This window comes from Microbaculum mangrovi (assembly GCF_051390635.1).
Classification (GTDB): Bacteria; Pseudomonadota; Alphaproteobacteria; order Rhizobiales; family Tepidamorphaceae; genus Microbaculum.
The window spans coordinates 1,257,306-1,279,695 of sequence record NZ_JBPODT010000002.1 but is presented as its reverse complement, the minus strand read 5'-3'; the positions used below and the strand labels follow the sequence as shown (position 1 = coordinate 1,279,695).

Genomic DNA, 22,390 nt, shown 5'->3' with positions numbered 1-22,390 from the left:
GCCGCCGCGATGAGTCACGATGCCCCGCACGGCCAGGCGAGTCGGTGGACGCGCGCGGCCGGGGCGGGGGGACATCGATGGCGCTCAAGCGTTCGATCGGGCTCGGCGGGCTGACCTTCATCGGCATCGGCGCGGTGCTGGGCTCGGGCTGGCTGTTCGCGCCGCTGCTCGCCGCGCAGCAGGCCGGCCCGGCCTCGCTGATATCCTGGGCCATCGGCGGCGTGCTGATCCTGATGATCGCGCTGCCGTTCGCCGAGATTGCCGGCTGCCTGCCGGAAGCCGGGGCTATCGCCCGGTTGCCGCGCTATTCGCACGGCAGCTTCACCAGCATGCTGATCGGCTGGTCGGCGTGGCTCGGCTACGCCACCCTGCCGCCGATCGAGGCGGTAGCGATCCTCAAGTATATCGGGCCGCTGCTTCCCGGCATCTATGGCGGGGCCGGGGGCGGGGGCGACATCGGCGACGTCGTCGGCCCGACGCCGCTGGGATACGCCGTCGCCGTCTGCATCCTGTTGTTGATGGTGGCGATCAACGCGCTGGGCGTCGCCTGGCTCGACAAGGCCAACGCGATCATCACCACCGTGAAGGTGCTGGTGCCGCTGATCGTCGTGCTGACCTTCATCAGCCACGATTTCCACTGGTCGAACTTCTCGGCCCACGGTGGCTTCGCCCCCTACGGACTGATCGGCATCCTCGGCGCGATATCGACCGGCGGCGTGATCTTCGCCTACGCGGGGTTCCGCCACATCATCGACCTGGCCGGAGAGGCGCGGCGCCCGGCGCTGTTCGTGCCGCTGGCGCTGCTGTTCACGGTGCTCGGCTGCTTTGTCATCTACGTGCTGCTGCAATTCGCCTTCATCGGCGGCGTGCCGCCGAGCGCGTTTCACGGCGGCTGGACGTCGCTCGACTTCAGCCATCATCTCGGCCCGATGGCGGGGATCGCCACCGTGATCGGCGCGTCCTGGCTGCTGGCCCTGCTCTATGGCGGCGCCGTGCTCGGGCCGTTCGGCTCGGCGCTGATCGCCACCGGCTCGAATGCGCGGCTCGGCATGGCGCTCGCCCGCAACGGCTTCTTCCCCGCGATGTTCGCGCGGCTGTCCGCCCGCGGCATTCCGTTCAGGGCGCTGATGCTCGGCGCGGTGGTCGGCATGCTGATGCTCAGCCTGCCGTTCAAGGAAATGGTCGCCCTCAATTCGTCGGCGATCGTGCTGTCGTTCTGCGTCGGGCCGCTCACCGTCGTGGCCTTGCGCAGCCAGATCCCGAACCAGGCGCGGGCAATACGGATCCCCTTCGTTCACGTGGTCGCGCCGGCGGCCTTCGTGATCGCCACGCTGATCATCTACTGGAGCGGCTGGAACACGATCTGGCGCCTCGATATCGGCCTTGCCGCCGGTGTCGCCATCTTCGCGCTGAAGCTGCGGTGGGAACCGCAGGTCGGGCCCGTCGACATCGGCCATGCCCGGTGGTTCTTCGTCTATATCGCCGGCGTGAACGCGGGGTCCGTCCTCGGCGATTTCGGCGGCGGGCTGGGCGTGCTGCCGTTCGGCTGGGACATGGCGGTGCTGGCGGCCGTCGCGCTGGTCTGTTTCCGCATCGGTCTGGCCGACGCCCTGCCGGCGCAGCGCACCGTGGAACTGGTCGACGAGGCGCTGCACGGCCCCTGACTCGGCCCGATCGCCGACCTGGCCGCCGACCTGGCCGGTAACTTGAAATTAACAAGGAATCCCGATCGCCCGGCTCGGGCGGCGAACCATTCAGCCTCCGTTCATAAACGGGGGCGTAGGACCTGGGATGTTAATCCGAGGACCGAAAGATGCGACCGAGAACCGCGTTCCTGACCATCGTGCTTGCCGCGCTGCTGGCGACCACGGTCATCGGACTCGGCACACGCGCGACCCAGGCTGTCGCAGAGGCCGAAACCCCAGTGATGCGCTCCCTGTAAACAAGCCTGGACGATACATCGCGCAGCGACGTCCGGCCGGTGTCCGGTGGCGCCCGGCAGGCGCGGCCGATGGCGAATCCGGCTAGTTTCGAGCCGGCATGTTCTTCTACCTGTCCAAGATCGGCTGGTTCTTCCTGCAGCCCTCGAACCTGCTCGTCGCGGTGTCGCTGGCGGGCGCGCTGCTGCTGCTCGGCCGCTTTCGCCGGTTCGGCAGGTGGCTCTTGGGGCTGGGGCTGTTCGGGCTGGTGGTCTGCGGGTTCTCGCCCTTCGGGAATCTGCTGGTGCTGCCGCTCGACGACCGGTTCCCGGTCTGGGCGCAGGGCGAGGGACCTCCGCCGGACGGAATCATCGTGCTGGGCGGCTCGTTCGACACCGCCGTCAGCGCGGGGCGGGGGATCGTCGCGCTGAACGAGGCGGGAGAGCGCCTGACCGCGTTCGCCGACCTGGCGCGGCAGTTTCCGGACGCCAAGCTCGTGTTCACCGGCGGATCCGGACAGATCCTGTTCGACCGGTCCAGCGAGGCCGACATCGCCGGCCGGCTGTTCGACGGCATCGGCCTGGCACGGGACCGGATCGTGCTCGAGGACAGGTCGCGCAATACCTGGCAGAACGCCCTCTACACCAAAGAGCTGGTTGACCCCGCGCCAGGCGAGCGCTGGCTGCTGGTGACGTCGGCCTGGCACATGCCGCGCGCCATCGGCTGCTTCAGGGCCGTCGGCTTCGATGTCGAGGCCTATCCCGTCGACTACCGGACCCGCGGCTGGTCGGATCTGTGGCGGCCGTTCACCACCGCGTCGGAGGGGCTGCGGCGCGTCGATACGGCCGCGCGCGAATGGGCCGGATTGTTGGTCTACTGGCTGACAGGACGCATTCCCGAGCTCCTTCCCGGCCCGACTCCTTGAGGCACGGCCTCGCGCCGCGTCAAAGCACCCCCCACATGTGGGGCCTGTGCGTGGCCGGTAACCGTATCTGTTGATGGGGCTGTGGACGGTTATGCTGCAGCGCAATATGCCCTTGCGCAATAAGTTAAGAAAGCGTAACCAAGCGCACCGCGTCGGCGACTCACGTATCGTTCAAGTCTTGGCCGACCAAAAATATGGGGTTCCGAATGGAGCGTGATGTAGGGCCGTCCTATCTGCGTGTAACCGCCTGGTCGCTCGCTGTACTGGTCGGCGTTATGCTTGTTGCTGCGTTGTTTGGCGGGTTCGAACCGAACGCCATCGCGGCGCGCTGAGTATTATCACGGTTTTGCAGGCGGCGCGGTCCGGAAGGACCGCGCCGCTTCGCGTTTGTCCGGGGCATTTTCGCCTCGGCACGCGGTGGGCCCCTGTCGTCGGCCGGCACGTCTGCTATATGAGCGTCTCGAAGCAGGGAGACGCCACGATGTCGCAGACCATTACCGTCGGATTCCGCAAACTCGTCGACGACGCGCTCGAGCAGATCGAGACGCTGTCGCCAGCACAGGCGATGGCGTTGCACGGTGGCGACGACGTCGTGTTCGTCGACATTCGCGACGTGCGGGAACTGTCGCGGACCGGCAAGATACCGGGCGCGATCCATGCGCCGCGCGGGATGCTGGAATTCTGGATCGACCCGGCGAGCCCCTATCACAAGCCGGTTTTCGCCGAAGACAAGCGCTTCGTGTTCTTCTGCGCCGGCGGCTGGCGCTCGGCGCTGGCCACGCTGACGGCCAAGAAGATGGGCCTGGCGCCCGTCTGCCACATCGACGGCGGCTTCGGCGGCTGGGAGAAGGCCGGAGGGCCGATCGAGAAACCGGAAATGGCGCCGGGGGAGAAACGGGCATGAACGAGCAGGCGATGGCGGCGTACCGCAAGATCGATTTCGACGACGTGGCCTGGAGCGAGGTGCTGCCGGGGCTGCGCGTCAAGGCGGTGCAGGAAGGCCCGAGGACCATCCGGCTCGTCGAATTCCAGGGCGGCTTCGTGGAGCCCGGCTGGTGCGAGAAGGGCCACGTCGGCTTCGTGGTGTCTGGCCGGCTGACGGTCGAGTTCGACAGCGGTGTCGAGGTGTTCGAGCCGGGCCAGGGGCTGTTCTTCACGCCGGGCACGGGTGGGCGGCACAAGGTGCGCCAGCCCGACGGCGAAACCGCGCACGTGTTCCTGACCGAGCCGATCTGAGCGTCCCCGTTGCGGGGCTCGCTGGTCCGGGGCCCGCTATTCCGGAATGCGCCGGTCCGGGAATCTCATTCCTGAAAACCGCGTCCCGAGGCTCCCGCTCGCGGCGAGACGGGAGCCCCGGGTATCGGTAGTCGGTGTGTCGTCCGGGATGAGCCCGACCGTAGGTGCTAACGTTGCAGGCCTCAGCCGGCGGCCTTCTTCTTGTTCTTCTTTCCGGCCTTCTTCTTCTTCTTCTTTTTCTGGTCGGGATTGTCGGCGGTCTGTTTCTTGCCCTGCTTGGTTTCGGTCGCGGCCTTTTTCTTGTCGACGGCGAGGATGACGGCGCCGGCCTCCTGATCGAGGACGGGCGCGCCGGTGAGCGGTATGCCGCTCTTCGCCGCCGCGGGGCCGGCCAGGGCCACGACGAGGAAGGCGAGGGGGGCAATCACCTTGGCTTTTCTGGCGATCACTTCAAAGCTCCTGTTGGACGGAAACGATGCCGCGAGCGTTGCGCGCGACTCACGGCGGAATCAAGGCGGGAGGAGACGGCCCGGAACTTATTTTTCGCGAATCTCCCCGGTCCCTTGCCGCGTGCCAAGCCATGGTCTAACGCTTGGCCCCGGGAGGATCGTCAATGCCGCGTCTGCAGTCTCAAATCAGTACGACTTCCGAGGACTTCCGGCGCAATGCCGATGCGATGGCGGAGCTTGTCGCCGACCTCGAGGCCAAGCGCGCGGCCGCGGCGCGCGGCGGCCCGGACCGGGCGCGCGAACGCCACCTGAGCCGCGGCAAGCTGTTGCCGCGCGACCGCGTGACGCGGCTGCTCGATCCCGGCGCTCCGTTCCTCGAACTGTCGCCGCTGGCCGCCCACGGCATGTATGACGACGATATCCATGCCGCCGGCGTCATCACCGGTATCGGCCGTGTCGAGGGGCGCGAATGCGTCATCGTCTGCAATGACGCGACGATCAAGGGCGGCACCTACTATCCGATGACGGTGAAGAAGCATCTGCGCGCCCAGGAAGTGGCGATGCAGAACAACCTGCCGTGCCTGTATCTGGTCGATTCCGGCGGCGCGAACCTGCCCAACCACACCGACGTGTTCCCCGATCGCGAGCATTTCGGCAGGATTTTCTACAATCAGGCCACCATGTCGGCGGCCGGCATTCCGCAGATCGCCGTGGTCATGGGCTCGTGCACGGCGGGCGGCGCCTACATGCCGGCGATGTCGGACGAGACCATCATCGTGCGCAAGCAGGGCACGATCTTCCTCGCCGGCCCGCCGCTGGTGAAGGCGGCGACGGGCGAGGTGGTGTCGGCTGAGGACCTCGGCGGCGCCGACGTGCACACGCGCCTGTCCGGAGTGGCCGACCACTACGCGCTGGACGACGATCATGCCCTGAAGCTGGCCAGGCGGATCGTCGCGAACATGAATCGGCGCAAGGACATAGACCTGGATCTTCAGGAACCGATTCAGCCCGCCTACGATCCCCGCGAACTCGACGGCGTGGTGCCGGCGGCGCTGAGCCAGCAGTACGACATCCGCGAGGTGATCGCCCGGCTGGTCGACGGTTCGGAGTTTGACGAGTTCAAGAAGCTCTACGGCACGACGTTGGTGACGGGGTTCGCGCGGATTTCGGGCATGCCGGTGGGCATTCTGGCCAACAACGGCATCCTGTTCTCGGAATCATCGCTGAAAGGCGCGCATTTCATCGAATTGTGCTGCCAGCGGCGCATTCCCATCCTGTTCCTGCAGAACATCACCGGATTCATGGTCGGACGCGACTACGAGGCCGGCGGCATCGCCAAGGACGGGGCCAAGCTGGTCACGGCGGTCGCCTGTGCCCAGGTGCCGAAGATCACGGTGATCGTCGGCGGCTCGTTCGGCGCCGGCAACTACGGCATGTGCGGGCGCGCCTACGGGCCGCGCTTTCTGTTCATGTGGCCGAACGCGCGCATCTCGGTGATGGGCGGCGAGCAGGCCGCCTCGGTGCTGGCGACGGTCAGGCGCGACAATATTGAGGCCGACGGCGGGCAGTGGAGCGCGGACGAGGAAGAGGCGTTCAAGGCGCCAATCCGCAACCGCTACGAGGCCGAGGGGCATCCGTATTTCGCCAGCGCCCGGCTCTGGGACGACGGCATCATAACCCCGGGTGAGACGCGCCGCGTGCTGTCGCTGGCGCTGTCGGCTACGCTCAACGCGCCCGTGCCGGAGACGAAGTTCGGCGTGTTCCGGATGTGAGGCGGCGGTATCGCGAAACGAAATTGCCGGGACGAGCCCGGCAATGACGTGGAGACGATACCTGAAGATACCCGGGCTTGAACCCGGGCATTGCGCGTGAATCGACGACCCTCAGGCCGCGTCCTCTTCCGCGGCGGCGGCTTCGAGCCGCTTGTCGACGTAATTGCCGCAGACCCCGATCAGCTCGTCGACCTTGTCCTCGAAGAAGTGGTTGGCGCCTTCGAGGATCTGCTGGTCGATGACGATGCCCTTCTGGGTCTTCAGCTTGTCAATCAGAGACTGCATGTCGTTGGGCGTCACGACCCGGTCGGCGGCGCCGTGGACGATCAGGCCGGACGACGGGCAGGGGGCCAGGAACGAGAAGTCGTAGAGATTCGGCTGCGGCGCGACCGAGATGAACCCTTCGACCTCGGGGCGGCGCATCAGCAGCTGCATGCCGATCCAGGCGCCGAAGGAGAAGCCGGCGATCCAGCAGGCGCGCGCGTCCGGGTTGAAGCTCTGCACCCAGTCGAGCGCGGCGGCGGCGTCGGACAGCTCGCCGAGGCCGTGGTCGAAGCTGCCCTGGCTGCGCCCGACACCGCGGAAATTGAACCGGAGTACCGCAAATCCGCGCTCGGCGAACATGTAGTACATCTGGTAGGCGACCTGATTGTTCATCGTGCCGCCGAACTGGGGATGCGGATGGAGAATCAGCGCGATCCGCGAGCTCTTGGTTTTCGGCGGATGATAGCGTCCTTCCAGGCGGCCTGCGGGCCCGGTGAAGATGACTTCCGGCATTGAACGCGATGTCCTCTTTTTATGGTTGGCAGGACTCGGGTGGCTGGCGGTTCGGATTATCCGGTCGCGCGCTTTCGACGGTTGTCGGCGCGCTGGCGTTTCCTTGACACCTACCCGACACCCTCCTACAAACTCTTTAGAAGTTTTCGAAACTGTGCTTCACCGGATCGCGGCTCGACGCTGCACGCGCGAGGCCAGTCCGGAAGCTTCGACACACACCACATATCTTGTGTGGAATGCAAGAGTTCAAGGCACCGAGGCGGTGCCGAAGGTTGAGAGGACGACATGGTGGGGGCGAGCGTCGCCTACCTGGACCATAACGCGACGGCGCCGGTCCGCCCCGAGGTGATCGAGGCGGTGACGCAGGCCATGCGCGTGACCGGCAACCCGTCGTCCGTGCACTCGGCGGGCCGTGCCGCCCGCAAGCTGGTCGAGGATGCGCGCCGCGAAGTGGCCGCGCTCGTCGGTGCGGCGCCGGCGGATGTCACCTTCACCAGCGGCGGCACCGAGGCCAACGCGCTGGCACTGGGGCGGCGCTGCGACGGCGCAATCCTGCTCGCCTCGGCGATCGAGCATCCCTCCGTGCTCGGCGGCGGACGGTTCCCGGCCGATTCCGTCGAAACGATTCCGGTGACGCCGGCCGGCGTGATCGATCTCGACTGGCTCGAGAAGCGGCTTTCCGCCGCGCCCGTCCCGGCGATCGTCTCTGTTATGCTCGCCAGCAACGAAACCGGCGCGATTCAGCCGGTGCGCGAGGTTGCGCGACTGGCGCGGGACGCCGGCGCGCTGGTTCACTGCGATGCCGTTCAGGCGGCCGGTCGGCTGGAGATCGATATCGCCCTGCTGGGTGTCGACTACCTGACCCTGTCTGCCCACAAGATCGGCGGCCCCCAGGGCGCCGGCGCGCTGGTGCGTCGCGACAAGACCGTCGCGATCACGCCGCTTTATCGCGGTGGCGGCCAGGAGCGGTCGCAGCGTCCGGGCACCGAGGCGGTGGCCGTGATCGCCGGATTCGGGGTGGCGGCGCGGCTGTCGGCCGGCGAAATCGAAAAAAGTGGCGAAATCGCGGGGCTGAGGGACTGGTTCGAGTCGGCGCTACGCACTATCTCGCCGGGTGTGGTGGTGTTCGCCGGAGAAACGGCGCGGCTCGCCAATACTAGCTGCTTTGCGGTTGAAGGGATTTCGGCGGAAACCGCCATGATTGCGCTCGATCTCGACGGTGTATGCGTCAGTTCAGGGTCGGCCTGCTCGTCGGGCAAGGTCGGTGCCTCGCATGTGCTCTCGGCAATGGGCGTCTCGCCGGACCTTGCCTCCGGCGCGATCCGGGTCAGCCTCGGCTGGTCGAGCGAAAAGAGTGACGTGGAAAGCTTCATCAAGGCCTGGCGGCGCGTACAGGAAAAACGCGACCGCCGTCGGCAGGAGGTGGTGGAAGCGGCATAAGCGAAACCCGTGGTCCTTGAAACCGCGAGTGAAGGAGCAATTGATGCCTGCAGTGCGCGAAACGATCGAGCATGTCAGCGAGATCGACGTCGACAAGTACAAGTATGGGTTCTTCACCGACATCGAGACGGAGAAGGCGCCCAAGGGCCTGAACGAGGACATCGTCCGGTTCATCTCGGCCAAGAAGGAAGAGCCCGAGTGGATGCTCGAGTGGCGGCTCGACGCCTATAGGCGTTGGCGCACCATGACCGAGCCGACCTGGGCCAAGGTCGAGTACCCGAAGATCGACTTCGAGGATCTCTACTACTATGCCGCGCCGAAGACCGCGCCGGGGCCAAAGAGCCTCGACGAGGTCGATCCGGAGCTGCTCGCCACCTACGAGAAGCTCGGTATCCCGCTGAAGGAGCAGGAGGTGCTGGCCGGCGTCGAGGGCGCCAGGGTGGCCGTCGACGCGGTGTTCGATTCCGTCTCGGTGGTGACGACCTTCCGCGAGGAACTGGCCAAGCACGGCATCATCTTCTGCTCGATCTCGGAAGCGATCCGCGAGTATCCCGACCTCGTGCGCAAGTACCTGGGCTCGGTGGTGCCGACCAGCGACAACTTCTATGCCACGCTGAACTCTGCCGTGTTTTCGGACGGGTCGTTCGTCTACGTGCCGCCGGGCGTGCGCTGCCCGATGGAGCTGTCGACCTATTTCCGCATCAACGAGCGCAACACCGGCCAGTTCGAGCGCACGCTGCTGATCGCCGACAAGGGCGCCTACGTGAGCTACCTCGAAGGCTGCACGGCGCCGATGCGCGACGAGAACCAGCTCCATGCCGCGGTGGTCGAGCTGGTGGCGCTGGACGATGCCGAGATCAAGTACTCGACGGTGCAGAACTGGTATCCGGGCGACAAGAACGGCAAGGGCGGCATCTACAACTTCGTCACCAAGCGTGGCGACTGCCGCGGCCGGAACTCCAAGATCTCCTGGACGCAGGTCGAGACCGGCTCGGCCATCACCTGGAAGTATCCGAGCTGCATCCTGCGCGGCGACAACTCGCGCGGCGAGTTCTACTCGATCGCGGTGTCGAACGGCTATCAGCAGGTCGATTCCGGCACCAAGATGATCCATCTCGGCAAGAACACGTCGAGCCGCATCATTTCCAAGGGCATCGCCGCGGGCCACTCGCAGAACACCTATCGCGGCCTCGTCTCGGCGCACGCCAAGGCGACCGGCGCGCGGAACTTCACCCAGTGCGACTCGCTGCTGATCGGCAACCGCTGCGGCGCGCATACCGTGCCGTATATCGAGGCGAAGAACTCGCAGGCCGTCTTCGAGCACGAGGCGACCACCTCGAAGATCTCCGACGACCAGATGTTCTACTGCATGCAGCGTGGCCTGTCGGAGGAGGAAGCGGTGGCGCTGATCGTCAACGGCTTCGTCCGCGACGTGCTGCAGCACCTGCCCATGGAGTTCATGGTCGAGTCCCAGAAGCTGATCGGCATCAGCCTCGAGGGCAGCGTGGGCTGAGGCGGGCACGAGGACGGATCGATGATCCATCGCATCCGGCACGGCCATACAACGCCCGCGAAAGCCGCAGCTACCGAACCGCACCGAAACGCGACACCGTTATTCGATACGCAAACTGTTGGAACCCGATATGCTTGAGATCAAGAACCTGCACGTGAAGATCGCCGACGAAGACACGGAGATCCTGCGCGGACTCGATCTGACCGTGAACGCCGGCGAAGTGCACGCCATCATGGGCCCGAACGGATCGGGCAAGTCGACGCTGTCCTATGTGCTCGCCGGCAAGGACGACTACGAGATCACCGACGGCCAGATCCTGTTCATGGGACAGGACCTCACTGAGATGGAACCCGACGAGCGGGCCGCCGCCGGCCTGTTCCTGGCGTTCCAGTACCCGGTCGAGATCCCGGGCGTCGCCTTCATGACGTTCCTGAAGACCGCGCTCAACGCGCAGCGCAAGGCGCGCGGCGAGGGCGAACTGTCGACGCCGGACTTCATGCGCGTGGTGCGCGAGAAGGCGGGCCTTCTGAACGTCACCCAGGACATGCTGAAGCGGCCGGTGAACGTCGGCTTCTCCGGCGGCGAGAAGAAGCGCAGCGAGATCCTGCAGATGTCGCTGCTGGAGCCGAAGCTGTGCGTGCTCGACGAGACCGATTCCGGTCTCGACATCGACGCGCTGCGCATCGTCGCCGACGGCGTGAATTCGCTGCGCTCGCCCGAGCGCGCGATGGTCGTCATCACCCACTATCAGCGCCTGCTCGATCACATCGTCCCGGACGTGGTGCACGTCATGTCGGCGGGCCGGATCGTGAAGACCGGCGGCAAGGATCTGGCGCTCGAGCTCGAGCGGTCCGGATACGCGGCCTTCACGGAAGCCGCGTGAGACGGATGGCGGGAGATACAACCATGAACGTCGAGGTCCGCAACAAGCAGACCGCCGCCGAACAGGCGGCGAGCGAGCAGTTCGACGCCGTTGCCGCGATGCTGCCGGGCACGGAAGCCGTCGCGGCCGTTCGCAAGCAGGCGATCGCGCGCTTTGCCGCGAGCGGCCTGCCGCATCGGCGCGTCGAGGAGTGGAAATATACCGACCTGCGCGCCGCGCTGCGCGAGCTGCCGCCGCCGGCAACCGCGTCGGACGCGCCGATCGGGGCCGACACGCTGGGCGAACTCGATGCCTGGCGGATCGTGATCGTCGACGGCGGCGAGCCGCGGCTGCCGAAGGAACTGGCCGATCAGGGCGTGGTGGTCTCCCGTCTCAGCGAGACGCTGGCCGCCGGCACGCTCGAAGGCGAATGGCCGGAAGGCACCGGGTCGGCGATTTTCGACCTGAACACGGCCTTCGTCTCCACCGGCGTTGGGATCCGCGTCCCGGAGAACGTGCATATCGACAAGCCGATCCAGATCGCCTGCGTCACGACCGTGCCGACGGCGGCGTCGATCTACCTGCGCAATCGCGTCGATGTCGGTGCCGGCGGATCCTTGACCGTCGTCGAGACCTTCGAGGGGCCGGACGGGATCGGCTATCTCGTCAATTCCGCGACGCGCCTGTCGGCGGACCGCGACGCGGCGCTGACGTGGGTGAAGGTGCAGCACGACGGCGACGCCGCCATGCACTTCTCGACCGTCGCCGCGGACGTGGGCCAGGGCAGCAAGCTGACGATGGCGCCGTTCACCACCGGCGCCGCGCTGTCGCGCAACCAGTTCGCGATCGCCTTCATCGGCGAGCACGCGGAGGTGAACCTGGCCGGTGTGCAGCTCCTGGGCGACCGCCAGCATGGCGACACGACGCTGTTCGTCGACCACGCCCTGCCGGACGGGGAGAGCCGCGAGCTCTTCAAGTCGGTGCTCGACGAGCAGGCGCGCGGCGTGTTCCAGGGCAAGATCCTGGTGCGCCAGGACGCCCAGAAGACCGACGGGCGAATGATGATGCAGGCGCTGATGCTGTCCGACCAGGCAGAGGTCGACAGCAAGCCGGAGCTGGAGATCTACGCCGACGACGTGCAATGCGGTCACGGCTCGACGTCGGGCCGGATCGACGAGGACCTGCTGTTCTATCTGCGTGCGCGCGGCATCCCCGAACTGACCGCCAAGGCGCTTCTGATCGAGGCGTTCGTTGGCGAGGTGGTCGAGGAAATCGGCCACGCGGCGGTCGGCGAGGCGCTTTCGAGCCTCGCTCACGATTGGGTCATGCAGCACGCGCGGCAGGAGCCCGTCTCGTGAGCGGCTACGACGTCGAGCGCATTCGCGCGGACTTCCCGATCCTCGCGCGCGAGGTCTACGGCAAGCCGCTCGTGTATCTCGACAACGCCGCGTCGGCGCAGAAGCCGCGGCAGGTGATCGAGGCGATCAGCCACGCCTACGAGCACGAGTACGCCAACGTGCATCGCGGGCTGCACTACCTGTCGAACACGGCGACGGAGAATTTCGAGGCCGCGCGCGAGACCGTGCGCGCGTTCCTGAACGCGCCGTCGCCCGACGAGATCATCTTCACCCGCAACGCCACCGAGGCGATCAACTTGGTCGCCTATTCGCTCGGGCAGGGAATGGATGGCCAGGGCGTGGGCGAGGGCGACGAGATCGTGCTCTCGATCATGGAGCACCATTCCAACATCGTGCCCTGGCACTTCCTGCGCGAACGCAAGGGAGCGGTCCTGAAATGGGCGCCGGTGGCCGAGGACGGCAGCTTCCTGATCGAGGAATTCGAGAAGCTGCTGACGCCCCGCACCAAGATCGTGGCGATCACCCACATGTCCAACATGCTGGGCACCGTCGTGCCGGTGAAGGAGGTCGTGCGGATCGCCCACGAGCGCGGCATCCCGGTGCTGGTCGACGGCAGCCAGGGCGCGGTGCACCTGAATGTCGACGTGCAGGACATCGGCGCCGACTTCTACGTCTTCACCGGGCACAAGGTGTACGGGCCGACGGGCATCGGCGTGCTCTACGGCCGCAAGGAGGCGCTGGCGGCGCTGCCGCCGTTCAACGGCGGCGGCGAGATGATCCGCGACGTGACCACGGAAACGGTCACCTATGGCGATCCTCCGCACCGGTTCGAGGCGGGAACGCCGCCGATCGTGCAGGCGATTGGACTGGCGGCCGCGCTGGACTACATGGAGTCGGTGGGCCGCGATGCGATTCAGGCGCACGAGGAGACGCTGCGCGACTACGCGCAAGAGCGGCTCGGCGCGATGAATTCGCTCAGGATCTTCGGCACGGCGCCGGGCAAGGGCGCGATCATCTCGTTCGAGATCACCGGGGCGCATGCCCATGACGTGTCGACGGTAATCGACCGCTACGGCGTCGCCGTGCGGGCGGGGACGCACTGCGTCCAGCCGCTGTTGCAGCGCTACGGGGTGACGTCGACGTGCCGCGCCTCGTTCGGAATGTATAATACGCGCGAGGAAGTCGACCGGCTGGCCGAAGCGCTCGGCAAGGCCCAACAGTTCTTCGCCTAGGGGAGCGGACCGATGAACGACATCAGGAACACAGTGCCCGACGCGGCCGCCGGACCGTCAGCCGCTTCGGCTGGCGATGCCGGGGCGGAGGCGGGCTCAGCGATTCCAACGGCCGAGCTGGACCGACTCACCGACGACATCATCGGTGCGCTCAAGTCGGTCTACGATCCGGAGATCCCGGTCGACATCTACGAGCTCGGCCTGATCTATAAGATCGACGTCGACGACGACCGCAACGTCGCCATCGACATGACGCTGACGGCGCCGGGCTGCCCGGTCGCCGGCGAGATGCCGACCTGGGTGGAAACCGCGGTCAGCTCCGTCAGCGGCGTCGGCGACGTCAAGGTGCAGATGGTGTTCGACCCGCCGTGGGATCCGAGCCGCATGTCGGACGAGGCAAGGGTCGCGCTCGACTTCTTCTGACCTATATAGGGTTTAGGAAACCGCTACGGATCAAGCAGTTCGAACCATGACGACGGCAACCCCACGACCCCGACCCCAGGTGGTGACGCTTACCGAAGCGGCCGCCGAGCGCGTGCGCGAGATCATCGCCAATTCCGACAGATCCATCATCGGCCTGCGGGTCGGCATCAAGAACGGCGGCTGTGCCGGCATGTCCTATACGATGGAATATGCCGAAGACATCGCGGCGCTCGACGAGGTCGTCGAGGACAAGGGCGTCAAGGTCCTGATCGATCCCAAGGCCGTGCTGTTCCTGCTCGGCACCGAGATGGATTTTCAGGTCGACACGCTGTCGGCCCGGTTCGTGTTCAACAATCCGAACCAGACGTCGGCCTGCGGCTGCGGCGAATCGGTGGCGATCACACCGGTTGCGCTCGACGCCTGAGCCGTACGGTATGCCCCGCTGCTTAAAAGCGGGCGGTGACAAGGCGAGCGATGGCGATCTCATCCGAGTATGCCGAATTCGTCACCGAGCTGTTCGCAGCGTTCGGGCCCGTCAGGCTGCGGCGCATGTTCGGCGGCGCCGGCATATTCCATGACGACGTCATGATCGGTCTCATCGCCGATGGCACGATATTCCTGCGCACCGACGCCGCGCTGGCCGCCGACCTGGCCGGGGAAGGAAGCACGCCGTTCGTCTATTCGAGCCAGACCAGAACGGTGGAGATGCCGTATTGGCGGCTGCCGGAACGGCTGCTCGACGAGCCCGAGGAAATCGCGGTGTGGGCGCAGCGCGCCTATCAGGCAGCCGCTCAGGCCAGGAATCCCAGGAAAAAGCGGTCGAAGAAGGCGGGGTGACCGGTCTCAGGCGACGGCCGACGCGTGGGCCTCGTCCCCCAGCTCCGATTCGGAGGTGACCCGATTCCGGCCGTTGCGCTTCGACGCGTACAGCGCCATGTCGGCGCGCTCGACCAGGCTGTCGCGGGTATCGTTGTGGCGCAGCGTCGCCACGCCGACCGACATGGTGATGCGGCCGAGGCTTTCACCCGTGGAGCGCTTGATGAGTTCCTTGGACATGACGGCGGTCCGGATGTCTTCGCCGACATAGATCGCCGCATCCAGGGCCGTGCTCGGGAGAATGACGGCGAACTCCTCGCCGCCGTAGCGTGCGGCGATGTCCCGACCCTTCACCGCGCTCCTGATCGCGGCGCCGACAAGACGCAGGACCTGATCGCCGGTCTGGTGCCCGAACGTGTCGTTGAACTTCTTGAAGTGATCGATGTCGCACATCGCCAGCGACACCGGTTCGCCGCGCCTAACGGCGATATCGACGGCCCGCTCCAGGCTCTGGTCGAAATGCTTGCGGTTGGCGAGCCCTGTCAACTGGTCGGTCAGCGATTCGTACCGGATCGCCTCGAGGCTTTCCTGAAGGTCGGTGATCTGGCCCTTCGAGTCCTTGAGCTGTGACTCGAGTGAGGTGTTGCGCGCTTCCATTGCCGTTGTGGCGCGCAGGATCTTCTCGATGATGGCGCGGGTCTGCTGCTTGTTTTCGGTGCTGCCGAGACCGCTCGCGGCGGTGCGCAGCGACTGGCCGTACTGCTGGCAGTTGTCGCTGGAGGCCTCCAGCATGACGACGATCTCGTCGAGTTCCTTGGAAACCCGCGCGCTGACTTCGCCGACACGATCGCTGAGGCGCACCGGCGAAAGGAACTCGTCGTAGAATCGCTCCGTCAGGTCTTCCGGCAGATGGCCGAGCCGCTTCAGCGCGTCGTTGACGGCCTTGTTGAGCTCGCGATTGAACCCGGCCGCGTAGATATACCAAAGCTCGTAGTTGCGGGGGTAGGCCGGCGTGCGGTTGCCTTTGAGATAGGTGAGGGCCGCCTCGCCATAGGTAATCGAGCGATCGAATTCGTCCGTCCGTGTCACTGGCGATGTTCCCTCGAAACGCGACATTTCTCCGCGTGCTCCGCAGCGTAAGGAGCACCGTCACAGTATTTTCGGCTACCTTAACGCAGGGTTAAGTCAGCGGAATTTGCGCGGGAATTCGACGGTTCAGGGCAACTATTTGATAAGACGAAATTATTCTTCGGATTCGGCGGCGCGGCGAACCGGACGCAGCAGGAAACTGGGCACATGCTCGCCGAGGCCGACGACTGGCTCGTCCTTCTCGGACCTGTCGCGGCCGCGACCGGGCCGCTCGCCGCGCGGTTCCTTTTTGGGCTTGCGCGCCTCATTTCCGGCCTCCGCCGCAGGCTCGGAGCGTCCGCGACCGCCGCGATTACGGCCACGCCCGCGGGTTTCCTCGACGTCCTCTTCGGCGTCGATCTTCGCCAGATCCGGTGCGCCTTCGCGGCGCGGGATCGGCTTGCCGATAAGCTTCTCGATGGACGCGACGTATTTCTCGTCGGCCTTCGTCGCGATCGTGATCGCGTCACCTTCGCGGCCGGCGCGACCCGTGCGGCCGATGCGGTGGACATAGTCCTCGGCGTGGGTGGGAACGTCGAAATTGAAGACGTGGCTGACGGCGGGGATGTCGAGGCCGCGGGCGGCGACATCACTGGCGATCAGCAGGTTTATCTCGCCGGCACGGAACTTGGCGAGCGTTGCCATGCGCTCGCGCTGGTCGAGATCGCCGTGCAGGGCGCCGGCATTGAATCCGTGGCGCTGGAGCGAACGGTGCAGCGTGGCGACATCGCGCTTGCGATTGCAGAACACGATGGCGGTGGTGAGATTCTTGGCGTCGCGGATCTCGCGCCGCAGGATCGCACGCTTGTCCTTCGGCACAGACGGCGAGGTGATCAGCGCCTGGGTAACGGTCTCAGCGGTGGTCGACTGCCGCGCCACTTGAACCTGAACCGGATTCTGCAGGAACTGGCCGGTGAGCTTCTCGATCTCCGGCGGCATGGTGGCGGAGAAGAACAGCGTCTGGCGCGTGAAGGGCACCAGCCGGCAGATCCGCTCGATATCCGGGATAAAGCCCATGTCGAGCATGCGGTCGGCTTCGTCGATGACGAGAACGTCGACGCCGGTCAGCAAAAGCTTGCCGCGTTCCACGTGATCGAGCAGGCGGCCGGGCGTGGCAATCAGCACGTCGGCGCCGCGATCAAGCTTTTTCTCCTGTTCGGAGAAGGAGACGCCGCCAATGAGCAAGGCGACGGTCAGCTTGTGGTTCTGGCCGTAGATCGTGAAATTCTGCTCGACCTGCGCGGCGAGTTCGCGCGTCGGTTCCAGAATCAGGGTGCGCGGCATCCGGGCCCGGGCGCGTCCCTTCTCGAGAAGCGACAACATCGGCAGCACGAAGCTCGCCGTCTTGCCGGTTCCCGTCTGAGCGATGCCGATCAGATCGCGACGCGACAGCACGTGCGGAATGGCCTCCGCCTGAATAGGCGTAGGTTCCTTGTAGCCGGCCGCTTCCACGGCCGACAGGACTTTTGGGCTCAGACCTAGTTCAGTAAACGCCATCTACCGGCCACTGTGATCCGTGTGGCGGGATTGTCGCGAACACAGAGATTTCAAGGGTGCTTGTTCCGCTTGGATTTCGCCGGAACATAATCGGTAAGCGTGCTGTGTCAACGGCACGATGGCCCGGATTTACATTTTTGGGTTAGCAAAATCCGATTTGGCCGATATTTCCGGGCCGTGTGACACTAGGAACGCGGTCCGCCCGCCCTCTGTGAGGGACTGGCTTCGCGGTTGGTGACCGCGCCAGGCGATCGCCTCCGAGACGCCGCGTCCGGCGGGATTCGGCGCTCAGTAGGGGCGCCAGGGCTGCGGGTGCCACCATCGATGCGGGTAGTGGTGGCGCGGGTAGGGATAGGCCCGGCGGCCGTAGTAGTCCGGCGGAGGAGGGGCGGGCCGGTAATAGCCGCCACCGTCGGCGAGATAGCGCCCGGAAACCCATCCGACGGCGCCGCGATAGGTCACCCGGCACCAGCCGCTGCCGCAGTTCAGGATGCCGACCTGATGGCCAGCCGGAATGACGGCGATCCGTACGTAGCCCGGGCTCGGCCCGCGACGCATGTTCAGATCCGCCGTGACATAGGCCGCCGCTGCCACGCCAGCAGAGACGACCGTCGCGAGCGTGAAGGCGAGGGAGAATAGGATCTTGCGCATGAGACGTCTCCTTGGTCGGGACGGAACCGCCACGGTACAGAATCGGCGCCGCGTTCCAAAGAGGGCGGTCTTGCGGCGACGCGCCAGGCGTTGACAGTGCCCGTCGCCTGTCGCCCGGCGCCCGCTCGCTTGCCGCGGCCTTCGTGGGTCCGTGCTCAGTTGCCGAGTTCGGTCAGTTGGTAGGCCCCCGGTCCGCCGAGCATCAGCATGAGCTCGTCGGGGGCGCCCGTCGCCAGATCGACCACGTCGACAAAGGCATTGGTGCCCTCCGTCACGGTCTCGAGCCGCAGATCGGTGATCCGCGTCGGCGTGCGGGCGATCTCGGCGACCTCGATGCTCGACACGATTCCTTCGCTCGCGCCGCGGCGCTCGATCCACTGGACGAAAAGGCGCGCCGCGGAGGGCCGGACCGGCGATCGCGCGAGCACGAACCGATAGTAGCCGGTGCCGCCGCCTCCGGCGCCGCCGCGCCATTCGCCGCCCGTGCGCAGGGTTATGACCTCGGCGGGCATGCCGGCGATGCCGGTGGCGACGGCGTCGGCCCGGGCACCGGGGGCAAGAAACAGGAAGACCAGCAGGAGGGCGGATATCGTGGCGCGCATGTGGTATCGGGGTCCCGGTCGTGGTTGTCGGCGAACGGTTCATGCCCGATTCAAAGGACCGGTGCCACGGTCGAAACGACGGCCGCCGCAAGGGCCGCCGCAAGGGCCGCCGCAAGGGCCGCCGCAAGGGCCGCAGCAAGTGGAGACGCCCAGATGTCCGATCCGATCGTGTTCGTGCCCGGCCTTCTCTGCACGGCGGCATTGTTCGGGCCGCAACGCGCCGCGTTCGAGGACAGGGCCCAGTGCATCGTCGCCGATCACACGCGCCAAGACGGCATGAAGGCGATCGTCGATTCGATTCTCGACGCCGCGCCCGAGCGGTTCGCGCTGGTCGGCCTGTCGATGGGCGGCTACGTCGCGCTGGAGATGGCGGAGCAGGCGCCGGAGCGCATGACCAAGCTGGTGCTAATGGACACCACGGCGCGTCCGGACCGGCCCGAGCAGACCGCGTTTCGCGAGGCGACGATGGCGCTTGCGCTGGCGGACGGCCTGGCCCCGGTGATGGACCGGCTGCTACCGCTGTTCGTCGATGAGAGCCGCCTTGGCGATGCCGCGCTCGTCGCGACCATCCGGCAAATGGCGGACGACACTGGCGTCGACGCCTTCATCCGTCAGCAGAGGGCGATCATCGGCCGCAAGGACGCGCGCCCCGATCTCGGCGACATCCGTTGCCCGACCCTCGTCGTGTGCGGCGACCGGGACCGATTGACGCCGCCGGAGCTGTCGGAGGAAATCGCCGCGGGCATCCCGGGTGCGCGACTGGCGATGATCGAAGGCAGCGGCCATCTGAGCACGCTCGAGCAGCCCGAGGCGGTGAACGCCTTGCTGGCGGAGTTCCTGGGGCTGTAACGGCGGTTGCGCCCGCCACCCGCTCTGACGGGCGTCAGATATCCAGATCCTCCGCGAACTCCGCGTTTTCCTGGATGAAATGGAAGCGCGCTTCCGGATTGTTGCCCATCAGACGCCGCACCGCATCCGTGGTGCCTTCCGGATCGTTCTCGACCGCGACGCGCAGCAGCGTGCGGCGCTTCGGGTCCATTGTGGTTTCCTTGAGCTGCGCCGGCAGCATCTCGCCCAGGCCCTTGAAGCGGCCGATCTCGACCTTGCCGCGCCCGGTGAACTCGGTCTTCATGAGCTCGTCCTTGTGGGCGTCGTCGCGGGCATAGAGCGTCTTGCCGCCCTGGCTGATCCGGTAGAGCGGCGGCACCGCGAGATACAGGTGACCGTCCTCGATCAGCCTGGGCATCTGCCGGTAGAAGAAGGTCATCAGCAGCGCGGCGATATGGGCGCCGTCGACGTCGGCGTCGGTCATGATGATGACCTTGTCGTAGCGCAGGTCGTCTTCGGCATACTGCTGGCCCGTGCCGCAGCCGAGCGCCTGGGTCAGGTCGGCGAGCTGCTGGTTGTGCGCGAGCTTGCCGGACGCCGCGCTCTCGACGTTGAGGATCTTGCCGCGGAGCGGCAGCACGGCCTGGGTCTTGCGGTCGCGCGCCTGCTTGGCCGAGCCGCCGGCCGAATCGCCCTCGACGATGAAGATCTCGGCGCCGGCGCTGCTGTTGTGCGAACAGTCGGCGAGCTTGCCGGGCAGGCGCAGCTTGCGCACGGCGGTCTTGCGGCCGACTTCCTTTTCCTGGCGTCGGCGGGCGCGCTCCTCGGCGCGCTCAATCACCCAGTCGAGCAGCTTGGTCGCCTGCTGGGGGCTCGCGGTTAGCCAGTGGTCGAACTCGTCGCGGACAGCCTGCTCGACGATGCGGGTCGCCTCTGAGGTCGCCAGCTTGTCCTTCGTCTGGCCCTGGAATTCCGGCTCGCGGATGAACACCGACAGCATCGCGGTGCAGGAGGCCATGACATCGTCGGCGGTGAAGATCGTCGCCCGCTTGCGGCCGCTCAGTTCGGCGTAGGCGCGCAGGCCCTTGAGCAGCGCGGCGCGCAGGCCGGCCTCGTGGGTGCCGCCGTCGGGCGTCGGCACCGTGTTGCAGTAGGAGGAGACGAAACCGTCGCGGCCGGCGCACCAGGCGACCGCCCACTCGACACCGCCATGGCCGCCGTCGCGTTCGACGCGGCCAGCGAAGATGTCGTTGGCGATGGTGGTCTCGCCCTTGATCTCGGCGGCCAGGAAGTCCTTCAGGCCGCCGGGGAAGTGGAACACTTCCTTTTCGGGAACCGCGCCGTCCTCGGCCAGAAGCTCGGGCGCGCAGTTCCAGCGGATCTCGACGCCGCGGAACAGGTAGGCCTTGGACCGGGTCATGCGGAACAGGCGGGCCGGGCGGAAGTGAATCTTGCCGAAGATCGTCGCATCGGGATGGAAGCGGATGCGCGTGCCGCGCCGGTTCATGACCTCGCCGAGCGGCTCGATCGGGCCGAGCGGCATTCCCCGCGAATAGGTCTGGCGGTAGAGCTGGCGGCCGCGGGCGACCTCGACCTCGAGCGTGTCCGACAGGGCGTTGACCACCGAGACGCCGACGCCGTGAAGACCGCCGGAGGTCTCGTAGACCTTGGAGTCGAACTTTCCGCCGGCATGCAGCGTGGTCAGGATGACCTCGAGCGCGGACTTGTCCTTGTATTTGGGGTGCGGATCGATGGGGATGCCGCGGCCGTTGTCGGTGACCGTCAGGAAGCCGTCGGCCTCGAGACTGACATCGATCCAGGTGGCGTGGCCGGCGACGGCCTCGTCCATGGCGTTGTCGATCACCTCGGCGAAGAGGTGGTGCAGCGCCTTCTCGTCGGTGCCGCCGATATACATGCCGGGCCGGCGGCGCACCGGCTCTAGCCCCTCGAGCACCTCGATGTCGGCGGCGGTGTAGGCGTCTTCGGCACCGCGCGTGACGGCACGCGGCGCAGGCGCCTTGGGCGCGGTAGCCGGTTTGGCAGCCGGTGCGGCGGCCGGCCCGGCTGGCGATTGCGGCGCGTCGTCAAACAGCGAGGGCAGGTCCTGCGACTTCGGCATGGTCCGTTTGTAGAAAGCGGTTTCGGTAAGGGATTTGCCGCAATCGACGAAGCGGTCGGCGAATCAACTGCGATTGTGCCATTTCGCCGGCGCCGAATCGACCGCGTTCAAGCGTGACTCAAGTGGTTCGGAACGTCAGATAGCGTTCCAGCACCCAGGCGCCAAGAGCGAGGGCGCCTGTCGCCGCGATCATGTAGGCGGGAAGGACGACGAGGATGAGGGCATCCTGCGCGTCGGGATTCTCGTTCCACCAGAAGGCACCGCCGAAGCCCCAGACCCAGAAGGCGGACAGGCCCAGCAGTCCCAGAGTGCAGATCGCCAGCGGGACCGTCCGGGTAAGCCGTCTGTTGAGAACGCCGAAGGCGACGTAGGGCACGAACGCAAAAGCGACAAAGAAACCGACGGCCGGTATCAGGAAGACGCCGATGCCGGTGTCCGTCTCGCTGATGATCGAGACCGCGACCAGCGCCAGGCCGGCAACAAAAAGGATCCAGTTCAGGCCACGGAGCATCGGGAGCGCCTGCTTCGTCGAATATTAGGCCGTGGACCATAGAGCAAACACCGTGGATTGTCCGCAGGCCGGCCGGGCGTCGATTTCGCGCGGCAGGTAAAGGACTGGTGGCAGGGAAGGGTGTCGGGCTCCGAAAGGCTATGGGCCCTAAAAGAGGACAATCCCTGGAGACGATGCCTCCTGACGACAATGCCCTCTCTGAAGACAATGGGCCCTCTCCAAAGACAATGGCCCCGCGCTTTCGGCTACGGAGCCATTGCTGGTGCGCTTCGTCTCTCATGGGCAGACGCAAGACGCCGGTATTCGGTCTCTTGTCGAGATCCGTGTAATCG

23 protein-coding genes are annotated in these 22,390 nt (G+C 66.3%); 15 read left to right on the top strand and 8 right to left on the bottom strand.

Annotated elements, in window-relative coordinates:
- Positions 1 to 77: 77 nt before the first annotated feature.
- The 5 genes from ACSF9G_RS12375 (at position 78) to ACSF9G_RS12355 (ending at position 4,080) form a co-directional block, all read left to right on the top strand.
- Positions 78 to 1,664, top strand: a complete 1,587-nt coding sequence (locus tag ACSF9G_RS12375; protein ID WP_436641946.1) for an APC family permease — start codon at positions 78 to 80, stop codon at positions 1,662 to 1,664.
- 149 nt (positions 1,665 to 1,813) lie between these two features.
- A complete protein-coding gene (locus ACSF9G_RS12370; RefSeq protein WP_436641944.1) occupies positions 1,814 to 1,942 on the top strand; it encodes a hypothetical protein in 129 nt (42 codons plus the stop codon).
- Between the two features lie 98 nt (positions 1,943 to 2,040).
- Positions 2,041 to 2,844 (top strand): YdcF family protein, encoded by an 804-nt coding sequence (locus ACSF9G_RS12365; RefSeq protein WP_436641942.1) that lies wholly within the window; start codon positions 2,041 to 2,043, stop codon positions 2,842 to 2,844.
- Between the two features lie 481 nt (positions 2,845 to 3,325).
- Complete coding sequence (locus ACSF9G_RS12360) at positions 3,326 to 3,748, top strand: rhodanese-like domain-containing protein (RefSeq protein ID WP_436641940.1); 423 nt, start codon at positions 3,326 to 3,328, stop codon at positions 3,746 to 3,748.
- Positions 3,745 to 4,080 (top strand): cupin domain-containing protein, encoded by a 336-nt coding sequence (locus tag ACSF9G_RS12355; protein WP_261618038.1) that lies wholly within the window; start codon positions 3,745 to 3,747, stop codon positions 4,078 to 4,080. Before ACSF9G_RS12360 ends, ACSF9G_RS12355 begins: the two co-directional genes overlap by 4 nt.
- 182 nt (positions 4,081 to 4,262) lie before the next feature.
- Here ACSF9G_RS12355 and ACSF9G_RS12350 read toward each other — a convergent pair whose 3' ends face one another.
- A complete protein-coding gene (locus tag ACSF9G_RS12350) occupies positions 4,263 to 4,529 on the bottom strand; it encodes a hypothetical protein (RefSeq protein ID WP_436641938.1) in 267 nt (88 codons plus the stop codon).
- A gap of 164 nt (positions 4,530 to 4,693) precedes the next feature.
- Between ACSF9G_RS12350 and ACSF9G_RS12345 the strand changes: the two genes are divergently transcribed.
- Entirely contained in the window at positions 4,694 to 6,301 is a 1,608-nt protein-coding gene (locus ACSF9G_RS12345) for a carboxyl transferase domain-containing protein (RefSeq protein WP_436641936.1), read from the top strand.
- 111 nt (positions 6,302 to 6,412) lie between these two features.
- Here ACSF9G_RS12345 and ACSF9G_RS12340 read toward each other — a convergent pair whose 3' ends face one another.
- A complete protein-coding gene (locus ACSF9G_RS12340) occupies positions 6,413 to 7,078 on the bottom strand; it encodes an alpha/beta hydrolase (RefSeq protein WP_436641934.1) in 666 nt (221 codons plus the stop codon).
- A 285-nt stretch (positions 7,079 to 7,363) separates the two neighbouring features.
- Here ACSF9G_RS12340 and ACSF9G_RS12335 point away from each other — a divergent pair, with 285 nt between their 5' ends.
- The 8 genes from ACSF9G_RS12335 (at position 7,364) to ACSF9G_RS12300 (ending at position 14,743) form a co-directional block, all read left to right on the top strand.
- Positions 7,364 to 8,518 carry a cysteine desulfurase family protein gene (locus ACSF9G_RS12335; protein WP_436641932.1) on the top strand — a complete coding sequence of 385 codons (1,155 nt, stop codon included), beginning with the start codon at positions 7,364 to 7,366 and terminating at the stop codon, positions 8,516 to 8,518.
- Positions 8,519 to 8,561: 43 nt separating this feature from the next.
- The gene (sufB, locus tag ACSF9G_RS12330; RefSeq protein ID WP_436641930.1) at positions 8,562 to 10,031 is read left to right on the top strand and encodes a Fe-S cluster assembly protein SufB; all 1,470 of its coding nucleotides are present in this window, start codon (positions 8,562 to 8,564) and stop codon (positions 10,029 to 10,031) included.
- 130 nt (positions 10,032 to 10,161) lie between these two features.
- Positions 10,162 to 10,914: a Fe-S cluster assembly ATPase SufC gene (sufC, locus tag ACSF9G_RS12325; RefSeq protein ID WP_436641928.1), complete on the top strand. Its 753-nt coding sequence runs from the start codon at positions 10,162 to 10,164 to the stop codon at positions 10,912 to 10,914.
- Between the two features lie 23 nt (positions 10,915 to 10,937).
- Positions 10,938 to 12,251, top strand: coding sequence for a Fe-S cluster assembly protein SufD (gene sufD, locus ACSF9G_RS12320; RefSeq protein WP_436641926.1), 1,314 nt, complete (start codon positions 10,938 to 10,940; stop codon positions 12,249 to 12,251).
- Entirely contained in the window at positions 12,212 to 13,483 is a 1,272-nt protein-coding gene (locus tag ACSF9G_RS12315; RefSeq protein WP_436641924.1) for a cysteine desulfurase, read from the top strand. Before sufD ends, ACSF9G_RS12315 begins: the two co-directional genes overlap by 40 nt.
- A 12-nt stretch (positions 13,484 to 13,495) precedes the next feature.
- Positions 13,496 to 13,906 carry an SUF system Fe-S cluster assembly protein gene (locus tag ACSF9G_RS12310; protein WP_436641922.1) on the top strand — a complete coding sequence of 137 codons (411 nt, stop codon included), beginning with the start codon at positions 13,496 to 13,498 and terminating at the stop codon, positions 13,904 to 13,906.
- Between the two features lie 46 nt (positions 13,907 to 13,952).
- Entirely contained in the window at positions 13,953 to 14,330 is a 378-nt protein-coding gene (gene sufA, locus ACSF9G_RS12305) for a Fe-S cluster assembly scaffold SufA (protein WP_436641920.1), read from the top strand.
- A gap of 50 nt (positions 14,331 to 14,380) precedes the next feature.
- The gene (locus ACSF9G_RS12300) at positions 14,381 to 14,743 is read left to right on the top strand and encodes a TfoX/Sxy family protein (protein WP_436641918.1); all 363 of its coding nucleotides are present in this window, start codon (positions 14,381 to 14,383) and stop codon (positions 14,741 to 14,743) included.
- A 6-nt stretch (positions 14,744 to 14,749) separates the two neighbouring features.
- Here the strand turns inward: ACSF9G_RS12300 and ACSF9G_RS12295 are convergent, their stop codons facing one another.
- From ACSF9G_RS12295 to ACSF9G_RS12280, 4 genes are all read right to left on the bottom strand, one after another.
- Entirely contained in the window at positions 14,750 to 15,811 is a 1,062-nt protein-coding gene (locus tag ACSF9G_RS12295; protein ID WP_436641917.1) for a GGDEF domain-containing protein, read from the bottom strand.
- A 153-nt stretch (positions 15,812 to 15,964) separates the two neighbouring features.
- Positions 15,965 to 17,347, bottom strand: coding sequence for a DEAD/DEAH box helicase (locus ACSF9G_RS12290; RefSeq protein WP_436641915.1), 1,383 nt, complete (start codon positions 17,345 to 17,347; stop codon positions 15,965 to 15,967).
- Between the two features lie 288 nt (positions 17,348 to 17,635).
- The gene (locus ACSF9G_RS12285; RefSeq protein ID WP_436641913.1) at positions 17,636 to 17,998 is read right to left on the bottom strand and encodes an SH3 domain-containing protein; all 363 of its coding nucleotides are present in this window, start codon (positions 17,996 to 17,998) and stop codon (positions 17,636 to 17,638) included.
- A 155-nt stretch (positions 17,999 to 18,153) separates the two neighbouring features.
- The gene (locus ACSF9G_RS12280; RefSeq protein WP_436641911.1) at positions 18,154 to 18,600 is read right to left on the bottom strand and encodes a hypothetical protein; all 447 of its coding nucleotides are present in this window, start codon (positions 18,598 to 18,600) and stop codon (positions 18,154 to 18,156) included.
- Between the two features lie 153 nt (positions 18,601 to 18,753).
- Here ACSF9G_RS12280 and ACSF9G_RS12275 point away from each other — a divergent pair, with 153 nt between their 5' ends.
- The gene (locus tag ACSF9G_RS12275) at positions 18,754 to 19,449 is read left to right on the top strand and encodes an alpha/beta fold hydrolase (protein WP_436641909.1); all 696 of its coding nucleotides are present in this window, start codon (positions 18,754 to 18,756) and stop codon (positions 19,447 to 19,449) included.
- A 34-nt stretch (positions 19,450 to 19,483) separates the two neighbouring features.
- Here ACSF9G_RS12275 and parE read toward each other — a convergent pair whose 3' ends face one another.
- Both parE and ACSF9G_RS12265 read right to left on the bottom strand, forming a co-directional pair.
- Positions 19,484 to 21,547 carry a DNA topoisomerase IV subunit B gene (gene parE / locus ACSF9G_RS12270; RefSeq protein ID WP_436641907.1) on the bottom strand — a complete coding sequence of 688 codons (2,064 nt, stop codon included), beginning with the start codon at positions 21,545 to 21,547 and terminating at the stop codon, positions 19,484 to 19,486.
- A gap of 118 nt (positions 21,548 to 21,665) precedes the next feature.
- The gene (locus tag ACSF9G_RS12265) at positions 21,666 to 22,058 is read right to left on the bottom strand and encodes a hypothetical protein (RefSeq protein ID WP_436641905.1); all 393 of its coding nucleotides are present in this window, start codon (positions 22,056 to 22,058) and stop codon (positions 21,666 to 21,668) included.
- Positions 22,059 to 22,390 lie beyond the last annotated feature (332 nt).